This is a genomic window from Agrobacterium tumefaciens (assembly GCF_009649785.1).
GTDB classification, from domain to species: Bacteria; Pseudomonadota; Alphaproteobacteria; order Rhizobiales; family Rhizobiaceae; genus Agrobacterium; species Agrobacterium tumefaciens.
The window spans coordinates 126,528-143,917 of sequence record NZ_WJOK01000012.1; the positions used below are offsets into that span (position 1 = coordinate 126,528).

The window sequence follows — 17,390 nt, forward strand, 5'->3', positions numbered from 1 at the left end:
CAAGACGGTCGCTCGGCGTGACTCCTGACGGGCGAGCTATCAGCGACCGAGCGGGACGCTGACCAAAGCTAAAAAATGTTGATAAGGCGTCGGTTTCGAAGCGATCGTTCCCCCCAACGTCGAGCCGATAGCCGAACAATAAGTCTGGACGCGGTACAGCCTGCCACGGCTTCAACCGAAAGACGAGCGGCAAAATCATGAGGATGTCGGTCGTCTAAAACGCTGGCGCGTTGTCGTTGAGCGCCCATGGGGAACGAGGTGCTTGTCGTCTGCGCCGTGAGACTCACCTCACAACGAAAAGGATTACGGCATGAAATCAGTGTCTGCGAATCTCGCCAAGGCTATCGAGACAATCACAGATGCCCCCACAGTCTACGAGGCTCTTTTATGTGTTCAGGGAATTTACGACGTCGATTTCGTCACCTATCATCTCACCGCAACTGTGATCAGCGACCTTGATGCGCCGTTTGTTCAATCAACTTACAGTCCGGAATGGATCGCACGGTATTTCCTGAAGCGATATGTTCAGGTCGATCCTGTTGTGCAACAGGGCTTTTTGCGGCAGCTTCCATTCGACTGGCGTGAATTCGAAATGACGCCCGAAATCGCAGCATTCTTTGATGATGCCCGGCAGCATGGCGTCGGAGAGTTCGGTTATTCGATCCCCATTACTGACAGGGTCGGCCGGCGGGCGATTTTCTCCCTCAGTGCGGAGCACGACCCGAAAGGCTGGGACAGACTTGTTGCAGGAAATATGTCAGACTGGATCGAAATCGCCTATCAGATCCATATGAAGGCGATCACGGAGATTCATGGCGGAGAAGACCCTGTTCCGGGTCTCAGTGCACGCGAGCGGGAGTGCCTGTCATGGGTAGCACGCGGAAAAGATCACAAGGATATTGCACTCATTCTCGGAATTTCCGAGCATACGGCAAGAAGCTACCTCAAGTCGGGCCGGTTAAAGCTTGGATGCGCAACTATTTCATCCGCCGCAGTCCAGGCGATGAAGTTCAGGCTGATCAACATCTGATTTAGCAGCACGAACCGGGACTTTCACCCTAGTGGCACAACAACCAAAGACCTTCAATTTTCGGCGCAATACCTCAATTGATTGTACCCATCTGTAGCGATGGCCAACTCGGGATTTACGTGCATCCTATTCCGACACATGATCGGAGATTGGCTCGTGTTCCTTCTTATCCAACCCTATCAATATTATCGGTACGCAGGCCTGCTGGAGCAGTCGTTCCGATTGCGGAAGCGGGTTTTTCACGATTGTCTTGGCTGGCAGGTCGATGTGCATCACGGTCTTGAACGGGACGCGTATGACGAGTTAGGCGCTGTGTACCTGGTCTGGTGTGACAAGGACGCGCACCATCTCTATGGCACGGTACGGCTCATGCCGACGACAGGGCCGACATTGCTGCATGATGTGTTCAGGCGAACTTTGCCGGCAGAGGATCTGGTGTCACCAGCCACATGGGAAGGCACACGAATGTGCCTTGATGTCGACCTCCTCAGAGCGTCTCAACCGACGCTCAGCCCATCAAGAGCGTTTGGGTTCCTTTTGCTGGCCCTGTTCGAATGCGCCTTTGCGCATGGCATCAAAACACTTGTGTCAAACTACGAACCGCCAATGGAGAGAGTATATCGGCGAGCCGGATTGATCGTGGAGGAGATTGGCCGTGCTGACGGTTATGGCCGGCTTCCGGTGTGTTGCGGCGTGTTCGCTGTTTCAGAGGAAACTCTTCAGCAAATGCGAACAGTCCTTCGAGTTGCACGACCTCTATACAGGCGATTTTTGCCAGCGGCGTCAGAAGCGGCCGCAAGACAAACGCCTCAAGGCTCGGACCACATCAAACCTCTTAGAAAAACGGAGCTCTTCTGGACCTGCAACGCAGCCCGCAGCCAGACGTGTCTCTCACGGATGGGAGGAAAATACCTCGGATGAAACTCTGGCTACACAAATTGATCGATACGACGTCCATGATGAAAACCAGCCAAGCGACTACAGAACTACTCGATCACCTGACCCAAGAGCTGGGGTTTGACTATTTTCATGCGCTGACTGTCCGTCATCCCGGGTTTGGGAACTCCATCCTGTCGAATGCTCCCGAGGCGTGGCTGGACCAATATCGGCAGGAGCATTTCGACAGGATCGATCCAATCCTGGACCGCACCCGTGAAATAATGGCACCATTCGTCTTTGATTTTGAGCATGAGAGAAAAGTCGCGCGCGGACCCGACCAGACCTTCTATTCCAGTGCCGACGAGGCGGGCATCAGGGCCAGCATATGCATGCCCGTGATGGCGCCTTTCAGCGATTTGTTTACCCTCTCACTTTTCACCGGCGATGTAACGTTGCCCCACAAATACCAACTACAGCCTGTTCTGAGTGCAAACGCTGTGGCATTACTCCACATGTGCGTGGAGGCAACCGAGGCGGCATCGATCAGAGCACCGGCCATCGAACTGACGGCGCGGCAGTCAATGGTGCTCAAGTGGGCCGCCGAAGGGAAAACGACCCAGGAGATAGCCCTCCTCGAAAACATGACACACCATACGGTCAATTTTCATATGAAGACCATTCGACGGAAACTTAAGACCGTTACCCTTCCCCAGACAACCGCATTGGCCACAAAGTTGGGATTGATCTAAGATTAGGGCTTCAGGCAAACCACTAAGATTGAATCTTCAATAGTAGAAGGCATTGTATTTATAGGGAAATAGCTGTCGCCGGCGTGGGCAATGAACAGCAGGACGACCTGCCCCAAATTCGTGGTAATTCAGTCGGCGGCGTCTCGCAGAACGCCGACATTTGTACAGCGCTCTTGCTCCAGATTTCCACACATCGGATCGCACTTCAGCGTCTCTTGCACCATCATCGACAGACCGGGAAAGCCTTTGCGCATGTCCGTATGGCCGGTCGCCAACCAGACCTTCACACCAGCAGGAACCGGGATCATCGCCGACCCAGCACACAATCGAGAACGCGGCCAAGGGCCTCAGTGTCTATGTCGCTGTCCACACGGACACGGCGACCGCGGCCCAGCTCAATCATCACATCGCTACGCTTCCCGCGGGGTTGCGGTGGGGCCGGCGTTTCCGTGGCGGTGGGCTGGATTGCCGTCGCAGCCTCCGACACGATCACAGGCATCAACGTGCTCGCCGACTCGAGCCTCGGTTCCTCGATATGGCAAAGCTCTTTGCGCCACCGAAAGAGCTGGCTCACGTGGATGCCGGCCGATCGCGCAATCTCGGAGAGAACTGCCCTTGGCTCAAGGCAGGCAGCAACGAGCCGCTCATTATCCTCGCGAGACCAGCGCCGACGGCGCTCGACAGACGTGATCACTTCAATTGGATGCTTCGTCATAGGACTACTCCTAGTGTTTGCACTAGGACTTCGGATGTTCGCATCAACCTCGAAATGCGGCCCTCACCGGGGGCTTACCCTCTCTACGAGATTTTAAGCACATGGTTCGGCAGCGCCTTCGCAACACTGTTGACGACGGCCTCTGTAAATTGCCTTGGCCTCAGTGAGCGATTCTTTTTGCTCATAAGACGAACGTAGGGTTGTGGCTTCCGTTGAATCAGCGTGTATTTCTGGAGGTGTCCAATAACTCGCCAGTTCAATTGGTGGTAACGTCGTTAATCAAGCAGGTGATCCTTTGAGCTCTTTCAAAAACCTATGGCGGGAATTCTTCAAAGCCAAACCTAGGGTAAAGTTGGATAACCGATTTGTCGATTTGGCTCCTACCGACGATGCTGATCGAACTGGCGTTTACTCGTCCGCGCTCAACGCGGCCATCGGCAGGGAGAACGTATTCAACATCGCGCTCACTGGGCCTTACGGGTCTGGTAAAAGCAGCGTGATAAAGACATTTCTTAAGTCGTACGAAGGAAAAGCACTACCCTTATCACTGGCTTCCTTCATACCTGAGGCGGAAACAGAAGGAAAAACAAAATTAAGCAAACAAGAAATTGAGCGAAGTATCCTGCAGCAATTGTTATACGGAGCAAATGCAAACAATCTACCACATTCACGCTTTAAACGGATTCAGACGCCACACAGACTGTCGATTCTAAGCGCACTGGCGCTTTGTGTAGGCTTATTCTGTGCTTGGTATCTTTTCAACAACGTATCAATCATAACCAACGGAAAATACTTCACGCCATGGAAAATTTCGAACTGGTTTAATTATGTGGCTTTTGTCAGCGGGATTGCCTGCATATGGTGGCTCGCTTATGGAATATATGTCAAAAGCTTTGACGTCTCTCTTAAAAGCGTTTCGCTTAAAGACATACAGATCGCTCCCAAAGCACTTGATCAAGAATCAATTCTCAACAGGCATCTTGACGAAATAATATATTTTTTTCAGTCAACGGAATACGATCTAGTTATCATAGAAGATTTGGACCGGTTCGAGGAGCCGCATATCTTTGTGACTTTGCGCGAGATTAATGCGTTGGTGAACCAGAACTCAGGCATACGCCGCCGCATCCGCTTTATATATGCTCTACGTGACGAAATTTTTGTTACAACAGATCGGACGAAGTTCTTCGAATTTATTATTCCAATAATACCTGTAATCAATCATTCTAATTCAATAGATAAGGTTTTGACACATGTGAATCGAATTGGACTTGCGGGGCAGCTTGACCCTCGTTTCTTGCGTGATGTCTCGCGATACCTGGATGACATGAGGCTTATTGCTAACGTATTCAACGAATACATCGTATACTACAGCAACCTGACTGCGCAACAGAATGAAGGGGTAATCGATGCCAATCGGCTGCTCGCCATACTTATTTATAAGAATGTAATGCCAAAGGACTTTGCTTCCCTCCACAAACAGGACGGCCTACTAATTAAAGCATTGCGCCTATACGAAGATATCATCGCTAAAGCAGAGAGCCAAATACGACTCCAAATTAACGAAATACAAGGCGAAATTGATAGAGTTGAAAATCACACACTGGATGACATCAGAGACCTTCGTAGAGTTTTTGCTATAGGCATCATTTCACAACTTCCACCACATACAGCGACCATCGCCACAGATACTGGACAAATCGGCATCGGAAAGCTTCCTGACCATCCCGATTTTGAAAAAATCCTCTCAGGGAACACAATATCAATTACCAACCAATATGGTCAGCCGAACTCGGTCCAGTTATCGAGCGTCGAAAAAGCAATTAACTCCAGCATGACGTACGCTGAACGAAAGAATGCCATTGAGAGTCAAGCGGCGGATTCTAGAGCGAGGATTTCTGAAAAGTTAGAGCAACTGAAACGCGAGATTCCGCTCTTGCGCATGAAGAAATTCCACGAGATTCTTAGGACAGGCTCCGCTTTAATCGACGAGACATTTGGGGAGGCGAGCGGAAATCGAGATCTTCTAAGATATCTTATCTTAGAAGGATATCTTGATGACTCATATCACCAGTACATTTCGCTATTTCACGGCGAACGCCTTTCCCCCCATGATCATCAGTTTCTTCTTCAGATCCGCGCCTACAAAAACCCCCGTCCAAATTTCCAATTGAACAATATTCCTGAAGTATTAGCATCGATGAGGGAAGACGATTTCGGCCGTGAGTACGTCCTAAATTTGAATATATTCGAGTATATGCTGGAGAATTGCGGCGAAAATGCCACCCGTATTGATCGGGCAATCGCATTTGTGAAGGAGAATTTTGATGAATGTGAGGAGTTTTTCACAGGTCACTATGCGACTGGAAAGTTCACCGATCGGCTCATCTCAATGCTTTTGGCTAATTGGTCTGACTTTCCCTTGGTCGCTCTAGAAGGCTCGCAAGCTGTGGCTCATGCGGCGCGTATTCTTGCATTTGCTCCTGAGGAGTTCTTCGCTTCAGAAAGCAAAGGCCGCGCTGCGCTATCTAAATTCCTTTCTGAAAATTTGAGCCTAGTTCTCGACCAGAATGTGGACTTCGAATTCAAACGCCTTAAGGTATGTAATGTTGTTGTCACAAGTCTAATAAGCATTTCTGACTACAGCGGTGCTTCCGAGTTCATTATAGCTGAAAAGCTTTATAGAATTTCGATCGAGAACATCAGGCACATTATGGCGTATTCCATCGGATATTCTAACCTCAATGATCTTGAGACGCGAAATTATACCGCGGTTTGCAGGGCTAACGATAGCGGACTTCGTGCCCACATTGATGCGAATTTTGGTGCGTATCTCACGGACGTGTTGCTGAGCTTAAAAGAAAACACGTTTGAGGATGCAAGGGCCGTCGTTGAAGTGCTGAACCATGAGGAGGTGGATTTTGATAGCCGAGCCCAGTTCCTCGAGATGCAATCCGCCCGCATTCATTCGCTAAGCGACGTTCCGGAGGGATTTTACGAAGTGCTCCTTCTCACTGAGAAAGTCGAGAGTACGTGGGAAAACTGCCTAAAATACATCAACAGCGACATCTATGACGATGAAGTGCTAACCTCCTATTTGCAGCGCGGGAATGCAGCTGAGGTGCTTTCCGAAACTCCAGTAGCAGACGGAGAGCAGTGGCGTAAACTTCGACAGTTTCTGGTCAACAACGAAGCGTTTGACGATGAAATATACCGTTCATACATTAGCAATCTTCCGAACCAATTCACTAAGCTGCCGAGCGTCGGCTCTGAAAAACTCAGAATCCTTATTAAAGCACGCAAAATCTCGTTCTCAAGTGAGAACTTCGAAGCGATGGACGAAGGCATAAAACCCTTCTTTATCGCAACGAATTTCAACAGCTACTGGAGCGACCGCGATGAGTTCGAGATGGACGACAGTTTACGCGGGGAGCTTTTGCAAGAACGCATATCAGAAGCGCAAAAAATGCTCGTCATTTCTGAAATTGATCCGAATTTCATAGTCGGTCATCCTGAGGTCGCTGCATTGGTAGCGCCCGTCTTGAATGGACAGCCTATTCCGCGAAAGCCTTACCATCCTGATTTCATACGAGCTATCATTGTAAATTCTCGGAAAGGTAAACCCCAAATATCTCTGTTCAACAAATTGCAGGAAAGTCTATCCCTGGAAGAAGTCCGCAGCATTCTCGAGGAATTGCCGTCTCCATATTGCGACGTAGTGACATCCGAAAAAATTCCAAAAATAGAACTGACGGACACCAATATGCAGTTTGCGTCTTGGCTTAAAGCGCGGAAAGTAGTTTCCTCGTATAGCGTATCAATTTCTACAGGGATTATCCGGATCAACAAGTTTCGAAAGTAGTCGTGACGAAAATGCCGTCCGGAGGGCTTTCACCTTTATTTTTTTGGCGTTAGCGTTCTGCGTTTACCTTGAGCATTTCATCGCCACCGCGCCAGCCTGAACAATTTCCTCCTGACCAAAAACCTCGATCCATTCCGGTGTGGTGGCTTGGAATATCGGGGGGGGCTCTCTTGAATTCGGCGGTGATCTTAGCTGTCTCGGCCTGCGTGGCAGCTTCGTGATTGATCTTACTGGTAGGGCTGCGGCACAGATTCACGTTGAAGTGTGCGTAGCGGTTGCGATCTTGGCGCGGTTGGCAGCGTCGGCTGGGTGAATCTTCTTCGCCATGGTGTTGCTCCTTTTCGGACGGGGAGTGTTATTGCCACGACAAAAAAGAGCAAGAGCGAGGGGCTTTGTCAGAAGAACTAGGCTCGGGACTCGTTAAATCAAAGCCAGAAGATGACGGTAGCTGCGATGCATATGCTTGAGAAGAAAGTGTGGGGGCAGCGATCGTATCTGGTGTGAATTCGCCGCCAGTCTTTGAGCCTGCCGAACATGTTTTCAATCTTGTGGCGCTTTTTGTAGAGCGTGGGATCATGCGGGATAACGACCTTGCGGCTTGCTCTTGAAGGAATGCAGGCGGTAATCTTGCGCTGCGCCAGGGCCTCTCGAAACCAATCGGCGTCGTAACCCTTGTCCGCCAGCAAGGTCTTGGCCTTTGGAAAGGCTTCGATCATCCGTGCGGCACCTTTGTAATCGCTCATCTGCCCCTCGCTCAAAAGCAAGATCAGCGGCCGACCGTGACCATCGCAGACAGCAGCTTGGAGTTCAGGCCGCCCTTGGTTCGTCCGATACGTCGGGGAACATCCCCTTTTTTAGCAGACTGGCTGCGGTGCGATGGGCTTTCAAATGTGTAGCATCGATCATCAACTGCTCCGGCTTGCCGCGTTTGGCAGTCAGCTCAGCCAAAATCCGATTGAATACGCCGAGCCTGCTCCAGCGGATGAAGCGGTTATAGATCGTCTTGTGCGGACCATACTCTCTTGGCACATCGCGCCATCTCAGCCCATTGCGCAAAACGAAAATGATGCCGCTCAAAATCAACCGATCATCAACGCGTGGCACGCCGTGCGACAATGGAAAATACGGCTCAATGCGGCGCATCTGCGCATCTGACAGAAGCATCAAATCACTCATAACAGCGTCTCCTTTCGATCACAATGAATCAACAAGGGGAGGCCTACGCAAGCTATTTAATAGGTCCTGAGCCTAGGCTGACGGATGGCAATAAAAGACTAGGGATATTAGGAACCTAATTTTTACAACTTTTAGTTATGGATGACGAAACTATTCGCATACGCCTACCCGAATGAGTAAACAAAAAAGCGCAATAAAATGCAGTTACATCTTACAGACCTAGACGCCCTAACACTCACAGTTCGCCAACCTCTATCTCGATCCTATATTCAGGAAGCAATACAGGCATACAGGTCGGGCAGCTACAAAGCTGCAATCGTCGCCGTTTACGTGGCGGTAACGTTTGATATTATCAGCAAAATCAGAGAGCTGGGAGAAGGTGGCGACGCAAAGGCGCTCGCTTTTGTCGCGACGTTTGACGCAAACGTCCGCGAAAACAACACTAAAAAGCTCTTGGAGATTGAGGGAAAGCTCCTCGATACCGCCGAAGCGGAATTTGAGTTCTTGGACCCTATCACAAAACGTCATTTTGATCGGTTGAAACAAGACCGCAATCTCTGCGCTCATCCTGCTTTCACCGCTGATGGGCAGCTTTTTATGCCGGAACCGGAGTTAGTCCGGCTATATATTGTTGAAGCCGTTCGGAACCTACTTTCTCAAAGGCCAATTCAGGGTCGCGCGATTATCAACCAGTTTGATCAAGAATTTAAAAGTGCTTCCTTCCCGACAAACGCCGAAGAAATCGTGCGGTTTGTCCGAGGACGTTACCTCGAAAATTCAAGAATAGGCGTTCACACGTCCCTCGCTGCCGTATTTGCTAAGGCTTTGCTAAAAACCGCCCCGGAGGGGTGGAGTTCTAAGCTTCACTTGCTTCCTCTGGCTCTTCAAGCTGTAAAAGACACCGATGCTTCAGTATGGTCTTCGACAACGTTGCCGTTGATCACCAGATTGATTGACGAGGCCAGCGACGAAACGTTACCGAATTCGTTTGGAATTCTCGCTCGCTTCAAAGATGTGCGAGATACCCTGTCGCAGCAGACATGGACAAGACTTCACACCTTCGTTGAGAATTGCCAACTCGATGAGAACGACGTGCGAGTTTTCGGGGCTGCCGTTATCCCAGAATTTGCGGCGAAAGCCGCCGCGCGGCTGACGAAAGCAGATTTGTCAACGCAGGTTGCAGTATTTTCCCGTTTTCCGTTGCCGGTTTATTGGCCTATTGCCTTGGCCAAATTACGCAGTGCAGGATCGTTCAGAGGGGCCGAGGCGCTTTTTAGTGGGTGCATTTCTCCGTTTGTACAGACAGCTGATCCATCAAAGACGGTTGAGCTTTTCGAGACGGTGGTCGCAAACAATCAGATACTCTATGCGGCCGGTATTCCGTCTGGATTGGAGCTGTTTGTAAGCCACGCGGCTCAAAAGCATCCCTTGCATTTTGATCACCTTGAAGTCTTCTTGTCTGCGATAACCAAACATGAAGTGCGAGGCATGTATGAGTGTGTTCTTGGAGCCTCTGGTGTAGTTGTACCTCCGCCCCCTCCGCAAAATAACGAGCTATTGTAACAAATTAGTAGCGCTGCGCTCCACGCGCCGCCGTTTACGCCTCTACTTCGACGAAGATACGGGGCGGCAGGCGGGCTTTCGGTTCGAACGGACGCTATTCCCATCGGCAAATAAACTCACCGCATGGTCGAAATCCATCTTGCGGGAGTTGGATATATAGATAGGTTGCCGCTATGACTTCGACACAGCACAACGCTCTGGCTTCGGACGCAATCGGCGTAGGTTCCTACACCGCGCCGGAGGCTGCGCGCCTGCTGCGAACGACCCCGCTTAACGTGAACCGGTGGCTACGGGGATACACCTATAAGCGTTCGGGCGAGGTGCGGCACATGCCGCCGCTCTGGACGACACAGCATGCCTCCATCGAGGACCATCTTGAGATCGGGTTTCGCGATCTGATCGAGCTTCGCTTCGTCAAGGCTTTTGTTGACGCAGGTGTTGGCCTTCTCGCCATCCGCAATTGCCTCGAATACGCGCGGGAATGCGCAAAGGATGACCGCCCCTTTTCCACACGCCGCTTTCAGACTGATGGCAGGACGATCTTCCTCGAAAGCATTGAACGAGCGGGCGAACAGGTCGCCGAAACCAAGCTGCTCGATCTCAAGAAAAAGCAATACGTCTTTAAGCAGGTAATCGAGCGCACATTCAAAGACCTCGACATTGAAGATGCCGCGGTTGCGCGCTGGCGTCCGTTCCACGGAAAGAAATCCATCGTGATTGATCCGGGCCGGGCGTTCGGTCAGCCAATCGTCTCTGATTTCGGCGTCCCAACGGTTGCGCTGGCCGACGCGGTAGAAGCGGAAGGCTCAGTCGAGGAAGTCGCCCGGATATTCGACGTGACGGTCGCTGTTGTTCGCGATGCGGTCCAGTTCGAAACTGATTTGAAGAGAGCAGCTTGAAGGTTCTGATAGATGAAAACCTTCCCCCTGCTCTTGCACGTTCTCTGAACGCACTATTCGCTGGAAAGCACGAGATAATCCACGTCCGCGAGCGATATGGTCCCGGCGTAAAAGACTTGCAGTGGATCACCGAGTTGAGCGCGGAGGGACGCTGGATCATTATCTCGGGTGATCGCCGCATTACCCGCAACAAAGCGGAATACAACGCCTTCCGATCCTCCAATCTTGTCGGCTTTTTTCTTTCAAAGGGGCTGTATAAGTCACCGCTCACCAAGCAGATGGAGCGGTTGCTCGCCTTGTGGCTGACGATTGAGACGCAATCGGCGCTCGTGCAGGGCGGCGCAATGTTCGAGCTGCCAATTAGCAGCACGCGCCTCAAGCAGATGTAGTCAGCAAGCGGGCACGCGCTTCGTGCGCGCAGACCGCGCCATACATGGCTGCTCGAATTCGCTTCCCAGATGCCCCGGCGCTCGGCCTCAGCCGCTACTTGCTCCCTCGCATACCGGCCTTTGAATACCGACCCAATCGACGGCATGCACCCGTCGAACAGGCCAGTCATCGACCGGCTCGCGGTCGTCCCGGAAGCAATCGGCGACAATTCTTCCATAGCGATCCTGATCGACTTCGACGCAGGTGCCTGTGCCGCTGCGGCCATCGTCGCTGCGACCTCGGACTACGAGCGCGAAACCGCTGTCGATACGCGCTTGACCTTGACCTGTTTGCCATCTTGAAGTGTCAACTATGGCGGCGAGCATTGGGCACTTTTGGATAAAGGCTAACGATCGCACAGAAAACCAGAGGGCAGAGGACGTAAGAAGCCGCTGATTTCGTTCAAAATAAGCGGCCCGGCTTGGCATGCCACTCCAGACCATTTATGCCGCAGAAGGTCTCTATTTCGACTGTTCTTATAACCATATCCCTGGCAGCAGAATCACGGGAATTTTTGTAGAGGGACGGGCTAGGCATCTCATGCACCTGGAAGCAGATGCCAGCCCCTACGTCTACGTGTAGCGTATTACTTGCCTTGGTGGCTGGATGGCAGTTCCATCTCAATCATCACGGTCGATGGGCTTCTGCGAACGTCAGCTTCTTCGCTTTTCTGCCGGAGACCGGACAGTCAGAGGACGGCCCTAAATCAGCAACGCTGCGCGAGCAAGCGCGGCTCCGTGCTGTATTCTTCGCAAGAAATGCGCCGGTCAGCGTCTGACCAGGTCGCTCGCACAACTAATCCCGACAGTCCATGATATTCAGACGAAACAGCCCAGCCGTCAGCTCCTGTCTTCCACGGCCTGGTGCAGTCTTTCGATATGCTCGCGGCAGAGCGTCTCGATCAAGGCGTGAAGTTCTGCGGTTCGCTCCTGAAGCCAGGCAAGCGCTTCTTCGGAAACCTCGAAACGCTTTGAGTAGCGCGCCTTGACGTAGGCTTCGTTGAGGATGTTGTACCACGTGGTAAATCGCTGACGATCACGCGGCCAGATGTCGATCAAACGGTGATCGCGACCTTCGGAAAGCCCACGCAGGAATTTGAGGTTGTGCGACGCAGGTGAATAGTTTGTCAGTGTCAGGAGATAGCAGTTATAAGCGCTCTCCACTGCCTGATGTAGATTAAACGCGGCTAGATGTAGGTTGCCTTTCGCAACGAGATATTTTGCTACGTCGGCGAAATCTCGGGCATCCGGGAAATGCCGCTGAAAATGCCCGTCGGCAACCCTGAGTGCATCGGCAGGGCTGAGCGGTTTCGCTTCAGCCAGCGGCCTGTCGTCGAATTCATAAAGAACAACACCTTCGCGTGCGAGATCAACGAAGAAGTATTGGCCATCGTGCAAAAAATTGCTGATCTCGCGTGCGCCATGCACGATGAGACTGACAGGTGTCTCGATCTCCTTGTCCCACATCAGCCGATCTGTTGTCTTGTCCCAGTATCTGGGATCGGCCAGTTCCTTGTTGCTGACGATGACAAGAATGTCGAAGTCCGAGCGGTAGCCTTTCGACGTATGCGGTTCATCCACCCATGTTCCACGGGCGTAGGAACCAAACAGGATGATTTTATAAATCCGCCCGTCTTTCTTGGCCTCGGACTTCGAGCGCTCGACAATGCCAGTGAACTCTTCGTGGATGATCCGGACGACCCTTTCCAGTTCGCGCTGCTTTGTCTGCGGAAGATGTCCGATATCCGATTTCATGGCCTCACCATCGATTCTTCTGGGTAGATATTTTAGCCGCTATCGGCAGGCGATTGCTACTCCACATTGTTGTAGTCCCAATCCGCCTGCATCCACATTATGCGAGGCTCAACCGCGCTCAGCAACCATTAATCGTACAAACCTATCAATGTCGCATCTGGACCGAGGCGCTGAACCACTTTATCCTTCCTGGTATTCGAGGCGTTCCTCGATCTTAATTGCGCCCTGGCGGAAGGAACTGAAATGGATCTGCGCCAAATGAGCACATTCGTTGCCGTCGCGGAAGAACTGCATTTCGGGCGCGCCTCCATCCGGCTCAACCTTGCGCAGCCTGCCGTCACTGCCCAGGTCCAGGCGATTGAGAAGGAACTGGGGGTTCCATTACTCATCCGTTCCACACGCCGTGTTCAGCTTACTCCCGCAGGATCGGTTTTTTACGAACGTTGCGTTCAACTGCTTCGCGACGTCGACGAAACTTGTGCGATCACACAGGCGGTTGCGGGCAAGGCTGCCAGCAAGATCACCATCGGCACAATTCACCCGGCAACCTTCGGTGTTTTGCCCGATTTTCTTGCCCGAATTGGCCGACGTTATCCGGATATTCGCATTCATATCCGCAACGGCACAACCGAATCCATCGTACGGGACATTGAGCGCGGGCAGGTCAATATCGGTTTCGTTCGGCCCCTAGATAACAGCGGCGCATTGCGATGGCAGGCAATAACAGAGGAGCGCTATTTACTCGCCGTCTCCAAAGAAAACGCTTTGGCTGAGGCAGAGACCGTCACGCTGGAAGACCTGCGCCGCCAGAAGATCATTTCCTTCTCGCGTTCGAACCTCTCCTACACGGAGCGGTATTTTCTCGATACGTTCCGCGAGCATGAACTCTCCGATCGGATCGTCTATACCTGCGACGACACACTTTCACTGATCGCGCTCGTCTCCGCAGGCGTCGGTGTTGGCTTCGTTCCGGAATGGGCGGCAAACCTGCCGAACAGAAACTTTCGTTTGAAGGCAGTGGAGGAGATTGATCTGCGTATCGGCCTTGGGCTCGCCTGGAGCAGCCAGGACCCGACCGCCAATCGTGATGACATCATCGAGATCGGCCGCCAGCTCGCATCCAATATGGCGAAAGGGCCGGCTCGTAAACAGCACCGCAACTGAACATCCGAAGTAGCATGCGGCAGACCGGGGTTTCTGGTTGGCTGAACAGTCGTGAACGCACTGCTACGTACGGACCTTATTCTCGCGCAATACAGCAAACAGGAAGTCTGTCGACGTAAATCACCGCGCGACATCTCAGGGATCGGTGACCTTCAGATCGGCGGCATCGAAAATGTTTGTGACGCGGGTGTTGACCGTCAAGCCCCGCGCAACCGCGGTAGCAGCGATGTTACTACCCACCGGCCTTTACGCACTTGCTGTCTCGTTTGCCCGGCCATGAACTGCCAACCGTTGGGGCCCAAAGAGCCGCCCGTTCTGAAGAATCGGCAGAACCTCTCTTTCCAAGCCATCCTGATAAATTCTATCCCGCCCGCCGCACGGTTTAGCCGCGAGGTACGCCGATCGCATTAATACCCCTCATATGAGGGAGCGCCGTTGTGGGTATTTCCCATCAACCGGACCAACTGCATGTTGTCCTCCATACCACCGCTGGTCGTCGCTTATATTTTATGTTGGGCAAAGCTGAGGGAAGACACTTCTGAGGAATGATAAATGGGGTATCAAAATGTCTCAGAGGCCTTCATTGAGCTAGAAGCTGCACTCACCGTAGCGAAGAAAATCTGCACGCTGAGCCGAGATATCTGCTCGTCGATCACCGACAGGTGCAACGGCAGGCAACTGAATTTCGAAAATGGGTGTGCCATCATCACGGTCGTTGACGATGGTCTCATTGTAAGGGTCTCCGCCGGAGATCTGCTCACGTTCTACGGCATTCAAACGGTGATCGAGGGTCGCTTGTGGGAGATAGCACCCAGCGCCGCAAGATCAATGACATGGCTACCAGCACGAGAGTCCCGCTCCGGGCAATTCCCTAGAACCGCGACAACGGGCATGAGAGAATGACGGTCGCTAGCTCCGTTGGATCAATGCGAAAAATTTCCAGGTCGTAGCTGTCGAACCACCGTTTGTACCAGCACCATGCAATGTGCGCCTGGGTACCCCCGTGCACTGCTGCGGGCTGCCCCAATCACTCTCGAGCAGACCGCGGAACCTCTCAAAGTCGAGGGGTGGGGCTGGGTGCAACCCTCCCTCGATGCCTCGGACATGTATGTACGAGGATCTTTATCTTCCGATTTCGCTTCCAAGACGATCAGCGGCTTGCCGTCGTCGCCCAGCAACAAAAAATAGATGAATCCCTTCGCGCTTTTCTCAAAGTCCGCACCGAGACTTTGGATGTGCTCAGGCTTCAGCATGACGTTCGGCTCGAGAACGACATTCGCGGGACCGCTCTCTTGTCACCGAAGAAGCGCCAGCCAGCGGCCTCCAGCAGCCGATTGATTTTGATCCTCGCCGTCGCTTCCTTGCGTGGTACCAACGCCCATCCCCCGAGAAAATTCAGCTATCATTGCGCCTTCGGAATAAACCCCACAGTAAATCCGAACAATCGGCCAATTTTCCCTAAAGTTTCGAGCGTTGGGTTCGCCGTCCCGGCTTCGATCTCAGCAACTTGGCGCCTGGTGAGCGATAGCGTCTTAGCGAATTCGTCCTGCGTCAAACCAAGCCCTCTTCGGATTTCAACAACAGCCTCAGGTAACCTCAAGTCGCCAGTCCGAGCGCGTTCCGCCAGTGTTCGCCGGTTCTCAAGAATTTCCTCTTTCGTTGGCTTTCTCCATCGAGCCATTTAGCTGTCCTCCGGCATCACTGGCACGCCGCCAGAACGCTCTCCGCGATTTCAATGCAGCGTCCCATTGCACGCTCCAGAATTTCCGCAGACCCACCCATATCTTTCGCCATAGCCGGCGTTTGCCGGAGGTAACCGGCAAACACGGAAAGCTCAGCTGCGAGCGCATTCTGCTCATCAGGATCGTGGATCAGTTCAGCGCAAATGCGTTTCCAATCGGGAAGGTGATCGCGACCACCGTCCCTCATCATGGCCCAGCGGGTGGAACGAACGATCCCCTCTTTGGCGAGCCGCATTGGCGCGAAATCAAAGAGCGGAGACAGGCGGATCGTGCCGTTCTGGTGCTTACTCAGTGCAGAATTTCGGCCGTGATTATCGGGATTGCCGAGCGCCAAATTGGCGATGTCCCGCTTCAGGTATTCGACAATGTCCGCGAAGGGATTAGCAGAATATTCGCGCAAAACGTCGATGTAGGCCTCGTGCGAGCCGACATGACCGAAATCAGCAACGCCGATCGCGGATACCAGGCTTTCTTGTCCCAGCCTAACGGTTCCGCCACCTTCTTTTTTCTTCCGGTCGAACCGAGGAATGATCAGGACACTTTCGGCATAGGTCGAAGGTTCGTGTACATTCAGGCCGATCTCTTGAGCGATCCGCGAATAGAGGGCTTCGCCTTCGAGTATAAGGCGGTCCACAGGCTCGCTGCTGCGGACCAGCTTGACAATGACGTGGCGCACGGCCTCATCATCAGTCACGAAGCTGTCGGGATAATAGAGACCGTCATTCGCTTGGGTCATCGAGACCTTAGGCCATTCGCCTTGCAGGCCGCTTGAGCCAGAGGCGAGCATTCCGAAGCGATCGGCGACTTCCATGAAACGATCCGAGCGCTCAAGGATTTCCGCTTCTGTAACCCCTTGGCGCTCAACACCGCGCAGCCGTTCCGTCTCGGCCTCCGCCGCTTCTTTGATCCGGATATTGCCTATGCCGCCCGTCGCCGATCGCAGAAGCAGCGGTAGATCAGAAGCGCGCGAGCCTTCAGCAAGACTGAGATGCTCGGCAAGCTTTCGCCTTGCATGCCCCTGGGGCATAAGATCCAAGAGGAAGGGCGGCCAGCTGCGGCTATATCGATTTTCGAGATCAACGGGATATCGGACAGATAACGCGCGATGGTCGCGAACCGTTTTGCCACCAGCGAATTCCGCAGATGCAACTGTGACGAAATAGTCGAGATCATAATCGACGATGGACGCGCCCTGGAAGCCGGCCGCGTCATCCTTAAGTTCTAGCGTCGCGGCGTGATCCCACTGGCCATAAAAATGGGTTTGGAGCGTTAGGCGCATTAATTGACCCTTTCAATGGTTCAATTAATGCATATTTTCAATTTATTCAACCCATCAAAGTGGGTTTAATAACTGCCCTTGGAACTGCCAGCTACTGAAGCGGTCATTAAAACTTCTGATCCGGCTGACCATCTTCCGGCCACGCAACG

Annotated in this window: 15 protein-coding genes and 1 pseudogene; 10 read left to right on the forward strand and 6 right to left on the reverse strand. The window is 52.5% G+C overall.

The genetic code is table 11. The features are described from left to right. Positions 1-310 precede the first annotated feature (310 nt). The 3 genes from GH784_RS14805 to GH784_RS14815 all read left to right on the forward strand — a co-directional run bounded on the left by GH784_RS14805 (position 311) and on the right by GH784_RS14815 (position 2,658). On the forward strand, positions 311-1,030 hold the full coding sequence (locus GH784_RS14805; protein WP_020811874.1) for a helix-turn-helix transcriptional regulator: 720 nt from the start codon (positions 311-313) through the stop codon (positions 1,028-1,030). A 156-nt stretch (positions 1,031-1,186) separates the two neighbouring features. Beyond that, complete coding sequence (locus GH784_RS14810; RefSeq protein ID WP_065703236.1) at positions 1,187-1,951, forward strand: acyl-homoserine-lactone synthase; 765 nt, start codon at positions 1,187-1,189, stop codon at positions 1,949-1,951. Then, a complete protein-coding gene (locus GH784_RS14815) occupies positions 1,948-2,658 on the forward strand; it encodes an autoinducer binding domain-containing protein (protein ID WP_153793541.1) in 711 nt (236 codons plus the stop codon). Before GH784_RS14810 ends, GH784_RS14815 begins: the two co-directional genes overlap by 4 nt. 128 nt (positions 2,659-2,786) lie before the next feature. Here the strand turns inward: GH784_RS14815 and tnpB are convergent, their stop codons facing one another. Further along, positions 2,787-2,966 (reverse strand): IS66 family insertion sequence element accessory protein TnpB, encoded by a 180-nt coding sequence (gene tnpB / locus GH784_RS14820; RefSeq protein ID WP_112354567.1) that lies wholly within the window; start codon positions 2,964-2,966, stop codon positions 2,787-2,789. After that, entirely contained in the window at positions 2,963-3,373 is a 411-nt protein-coding gene (gene tnpA / locus GH784_RS14825) for an IS66-like element accessory protein TnpA (RefSeq protein ID WP_112354566.1), read from the reverse strand. The genes tnpB and tnpA overlap by 4 nt, the downstream gene beginning before the upstream one ends. A 295-nt stretch (positions 3,374-3,668) precedes the next feature. On the opposite strand from tnpA, the gene GH784_RS14830 reads away from it, so the two are divergent. Beyond that, positions 3,669-7,235 carry a YobI family P-loop NTPase gene (locus GH784_RS14830; RefSeq protein ID WP_153793542.1) on the forward strand — a complete coding sequence of 1,189 codons (3,567 nt, stop codon included), beginning with the start codon at positions 3,669-3,671 and terminating at the stop codon, positions 7,233-7,235. A gap of 425 nt (positions 7,236-7,660) precedes the next feature. Here the strand turns inward: GH784_RS14830 and GH784_RS14835 are convergent. Then, positions 7,661-8,411: pseudogene (locus GH784_RS14835) on the reverse strand (IS5 family transposase). A 198-nt stretch (positions 8,412-8,609) separates the two neighbouring features. Between GH784_RS14835 and GH784_RS14840 the strand changes: the two are divergent. From GH784_RS14840 to GH784_RS14855, 4 genes are all read left to right on the forward strand, one after another. After that, entirely contained in the window at positions 8,610-9,974 is a 1,365-nt protein-coding gene (locus GH784_RS14840) for a hypothetical protein (RefSeq protein ID WP_153793543.1), read from the forward strand. Between the two features lie 173 nt (positions 9,975-10,147). Next, positions 10,148-10,873, forward strand: coding sequence for a DUF433 domain-containing protein (locus GH784_RS14845; protein WP_112354560.1), 726 nt, complete (start codon positions 10,148-10,150; stop codon positions 10,871-10,873). Next, positions 10,870-11,262: a DUF5615 family PIN-like protein gene (locus GH784_RS14850; RefSeq protein ID WP_112354559.1), complete on the forward strand. Its 393-nt coding sequence runs from the start codon at positions 10,870-10,872 to the stop codon at positions 11,260-11,262. The genes GH784_RS14845 and GH784_RS14850 overlap by 4 nt, the downstream gene beginning before the upstream one ends. Before the next feature lie 120 nt (positions 11,263-11,382). Further along, entirely contained in the window at positions 11,383-11,604 is a 222-nt protein-coding gene (locus GH784_RS14855; RefSeq protein ID WP_153793544.1) for a hypothetical protein, read from the forward strand. A gap of 537 nt (positions 11,605-12,141) precedes the next feature. Here GH784_RS14855 and GH784_RS14860 read toward each other — a convergent pair. Then, positions 12,142-13,056, reverse strand: coding sequence for a nucleotidyltransferase and HEPN domain-containing protein (locus GH784_RS14860; RefSeq protein ID WP_153793545.1), 915 nt, complete (start codon positions 13,054-13,056; stop codon positions 12,142-12,144). A 243-nt stretch (positions 13,057-13,299) separates the two neighbouring features. Here GH784_RS14860 and GH784_RS14865 point away from each other — a divergent pair, with 243 nt between their 5' ends. Both GH784_RS14865 and rctB read left to right on the forward strand, forming a co-directional pair. Further along, positions 13,300-14,220 (forward strand): LysR family transcriptional regulator, encoded by a 921-nt coding sequence (locus tag GH784_RS14865; RefSeq protein ID WP_153793546.1) that lies wholly within the window; start codon positions 13,300-13,302, stop codon positions 14,218-14,220. A gap of 552 nt (positions 14,221-14,772) precedes the next feature. Continuing rightward, entirely contained in the window at positions 14,773-15,123 is a 351-nt protein-coding gene (rctB, locus tag GH784_RS27790; RefSeq protein ID WP_436628396.1) for an SMa0974 family conjugal transfer regulator, read from the forward strand. Positions 15,124-15,622: 499 nt separating this feature from the next. On the opposite strand, the gene GH784_RS14875 is transcribed toward rctB, so the two are convergent. After that, complete coding sequence (locus GH784_RS14875) at positions 15,623-15,901, reverse strand: helix-turn-helix transcriptional regulator (RefSeq protein WP_003517384.1); 279 nt, start codon at positions 15,899-15,901, stop codon at positions 15,623-15,625. Positions 15,902-15,918: 17 nt separating this feature from the next. Further along, entirely contained in the window at positions 15,919-17,241 is a 1,323-nt protein-coding gene (locus GH784_RS27680) for a type II toxin-antitoxin system HipA family toxin (protein ID WP_153793547.1), read from the reverse strand. Positions 17,242-17,390: the final 149 nt, after the last annotated feature.